Annotated in this window: 4 protein-coding genes; 1 reads left to right on the forward strand and 3 read right to left on the reverse strand. The window is 65.2% G+C overall.

Annotated features, from left to right (window positions below; translation table 11 throughout):
- Positions 1-29: 29 nt before the first annotated feature.
- Both I0Q12_RS12640 and I0Q12_RS12645 read right to left on the reverse strand, forming a co-directional pair.
- Complete coding sequence (locus I0Q12_RS12640; protein ID WP_197252248.1) at positions 30-308, reverse strand: hypothetical protein; 279 nt, start codon at positions 306-308, stop codon at positions 30-32.
- Positions 309-808: 500 nt separating this feature from the next.
- The gene (locus tag I0Q12_RS12645; protein WP_197252249.1) at positions 809-1,357 is read right to left on the reverse strand and encodes a recombinase family protein; all 549 of its coding nucleotides are present in this window, start codon (positions 1,355-1,357) and stop codon (positions 809-811) included.
- A gap of 708 nt (positions 1,358-2,065) precedes the next feature.
- Here I0Q12_RS12645 and I0Q12_RS32730 point away from each other — a divergent pair.
- Entirely contained in the window at positions 2,066-2,227 is a 162-nt protein-coding gene (locus I0Q12_RS32730; RefSeq protein ID WP_231610538.1) for a hypothetical protein, read from the forward strand.
- A 121-nt stretch (positions 2,228-2,348) separates the two neighbouring features.
- On the opposite strand, the gene I0Q12_RS12655 is transcribed toward I0Q12_RS32730, so the two are convergent.
- The coding region (locus I0Q12_RS12655; protein WP_231610539.1) for an AAA family ATPase at positions 2,349-3,109 on the reverse strand (761 nt) is incomplete at its 5' end.

A 3,109-nucleotide genomic window follows, 5' to 3' on the forward strand; every position in this document is an offset into this window, starting at 1 on the left:
CGACTCTGCGGAGATGGACGCCTGGGGCGTCACTGCCACGGCAGCCGAATGCTGAACGCCCAGACGAGCAGAACGACCGTGACCACGCAGCACAGCAGGGAGCCGATGACGTCCGCCCGCTTTCGCGGATCACGGACCAGTGCCCGAAGCTCGGCTGCCGCGGCTGAGCCGCTGTTCCGCAGCTGGGTCACGATGCACAGGACGAGACCCAGCAGCAGTGCTGCGGACCCGATACACACCAGCCACAGACCCCAGCCGACCGAGGTGAACAGCTGATCCTCGGCGAACAGGGCCTGACCGCGCGACATATCGACGTACCCCGCTACGGCACACAGGATTCCCGCAAGCATCGCCGTCAGCAGTGGCAGCAGAGAGCTCCAGACGGCGCGCAGCAGCAGGACATTCGGTGAAGCCGGGACCGGAACAGCCAGCTCAGGTCACCGGTGTCACGAACAACTACACCATTAACAACAACGCGCCATCGAATACTTCGATCGCGGGCAGCAACTACACGCAGACCGTCAATGCCGGCGCAGGTGACGAACTCATCCTCCGCCTCGCCGCCCTGCTGGAGAGGCTGGCTGAGGAAAACGACGACCCGACACAATCAGCCCAGGCTCGCGTAACTGCGACCCAACTGCGAGAACAGGCTACAAACTCCCTAGCAGCCGGGCGGAAGCCTCACCGCATCGCGCAAGCCCGCGCACAAGGCCAGACATCTCGGTTGCACAAGACTCACCATGAATCCCCGACCCAGGCACGGGCGGCGGCGAGGCCGACCTGGATGGTTCGCGGCTGTCGATTGCGCCTATTTGAGGTGCCGGTACAGCGTGGTGCGGCCGACGCCGAGGATCTCGGCGATCTCGAGTTGGCTCATGCCGCTGTCGCGCATCTTCTTGGCCTGGCGGATCTTGTTGGGGGTCATCTTCGGGGGCCGGCCTCCGGTGCGGCCGCGGGCGCGGGCGGCGGCGAGGCCGACCTGGGTGCGTTCGCGGATGAGGTTGCGTTCGAACTCGGCGAGGGCGCCGAAGATGGTGAAGATCAACCGCCCGCCGGGGGTGCTGGTGTCGATCTGTTCGGTCAGGGATCGGAAGGCGATGCCGCGTTCTTCGAGTTGTTGGACGGTCTCGAGCAGATGAGGCAGGGACCGGCCGAGTCGGTCGAGCCGCCAGACGACGAGGGTGTCGCCGTCGCGCAGGTGCGAGAACAGATCGGACAGCTCGGGCCGAGAGGTGGTCGCCCCGCTGGCCTTGTCGATCCAGACCCTCGAGCAGCCGGCGGCGCTGAGAGCGTCCACCTGTGCGTCGGGGTTCTGTTCGAGGGTCGAGACCCTGGCGTAGCCCAGAAGTTCGTTCACGGCGATCAGTGTTCCACAACTCGTCTCGAACGCGTGTTTTGAACCATCAGTTTCCGACACGAGTTTTGAAACATCGTCGTCGCAGGTGGCGGTGTGACCTGCAGTGATAAATGGCCGCATTTTCACAGGTGAATGGCGTGATCTGTCCCCTTCGCACCGGGCGGGTCTTGCCGTCCCTGGATCCACTACGGTTTCCCAGACGCTGGTCCTCGGCTCCGTCTTGATCGGAGACGGCAAGGCTTGTCGCGGGCTCTCGAGAAGGGGCCGGTTCGTGCCAGACTCGCATGATTCATCCGGTAGCTGCTGAAGCGATCTCCGTGCTCGAGCAGGCAGGGGTGGACCTTGCTCCTGGACTGAGCGATCTCGAGTTCACAGCCGTGCAGCAGCGATACGGATTGCAGTTCGCACCGGACCATCGCGCGCTGCTCGCCGCAGCGGTACCAACAGGTGATCTCTGGCCGAACTGGCGCCAGGGCGATGCGCACCTGCACCGGATGCTCGACTGGCCGATCGAGGGGTTCGTGTGGGACGCCACTGCACCAAGATCCCCCGTTCTGGCCGGCTTCGTGGGGTGCGCGGCCGGCAGATGCCGCGGAGGTCGAGCGAATCGTCCGTCGTGAACTTGCGGCATGGCCCCGCTTGGTCCCGATCTACGGCCACCGCTACACACCGGCAGCACCCGCCCCGTCGGGAGCGCCGGTGTTCTCGGTGTATCAGACCGACGTCATCTATTACGGCCCGGACCTGGTCGGATATCTCAAAAACGAGTTCGGCGTGGGAGCGGTGGCGAGAAAGGACTGGTCCTTCGAGGTGACAGTTCCGTTCTGGTCGGGATTCGTCGAGTCGGCGAACTCCGCCGACAGCATCTGAGTAGCCCGACATCGCATCGCCCCGCGGTTGCTGCGGCTGATCTCGCAGGTGGACGATCGGTGCCGACCGCGGCCGTCGTCCCCAGAGGGGCTCGGCTCTTCTGTTGGGGGCGAGTCTGAGATCAGGTGGTGCCGATGACGAGGGTTTCGGCGGCGGTGTCGATGACATCGGCGGTGATGACGGTCAGATCGTTGATCTCGAGGATGCGATCGACCTGCCGGAACAGGCGCTGAATGAGCCGGAAGTTGCCGCCGGTCAGCCGGGCGACAGCAGCGATGGCCTGGTGGTCGGTGAAGTCGGCGGGGTCCAGGCCCTCGGCGAGACTGCGCCAATGATGGGTGAGCACGAAGATCAGTTCGTCGTGGGACAGCGGCCGGTAGTGGTGGGCGAACCCGACGCGGCTGTAGAGCTGCGGGTAGCGCACGAAGCGTTTTTCGATGCCGGGCATACCGATAAGGATCAGTCCGTGCTCGCCGCGGTCGTAGTGATCACGTAGGTGTTCGAGGGCGCTGGTGGTCAGTCGTTCGGCTTCGTCGACGATGCACAACTCGATTCGGCTCTGTCGTCGGTTGCGGGGCCGGGGATGAGTCAGTGGCCGCGGCGGTGGGTTCAGGTGGGTGTCGATGCAGATCTCGGCGCGGGTGATCAGTTGGTGCAGGTCCTCGCGTAGCCGGCGGGTGGTGATGCCGACGTAGGGGGTGTAGACGATGGTGCGGGCTCGGGCGAGGGCGGCGTTGATGGGTTGTTCGGCGTCGTTGTCGCGGGTTCCCCAGTCGTCGAGGAGAGGTTCGACGGTGTCCCAGTGGGCGTAGCGGCGGGCGGAGAGGGTTTTGCCGACCCCGGCGGGGCCGAAGCACAGTCCGATGGTGCGGTCGCGGCGGA

The organism is Rhodococcus sp. CX (genome assembly GCF_015865005.1).
Lineage (GTDB): Bacteria > Actinomycetota > Actinomycetes > Mycobacteriales > Mycobacteriaceae > Rhodococcus.

Coding starts and splice junctions, on each gene's coding strand:
- I0Q12_RS12640 (WP_197252248.1), bottom strand. CDS start 308: ATGTCGCGCGGTCAGGCCCTGTTCGCCGAGGATCAGCTGTTCACCTCG.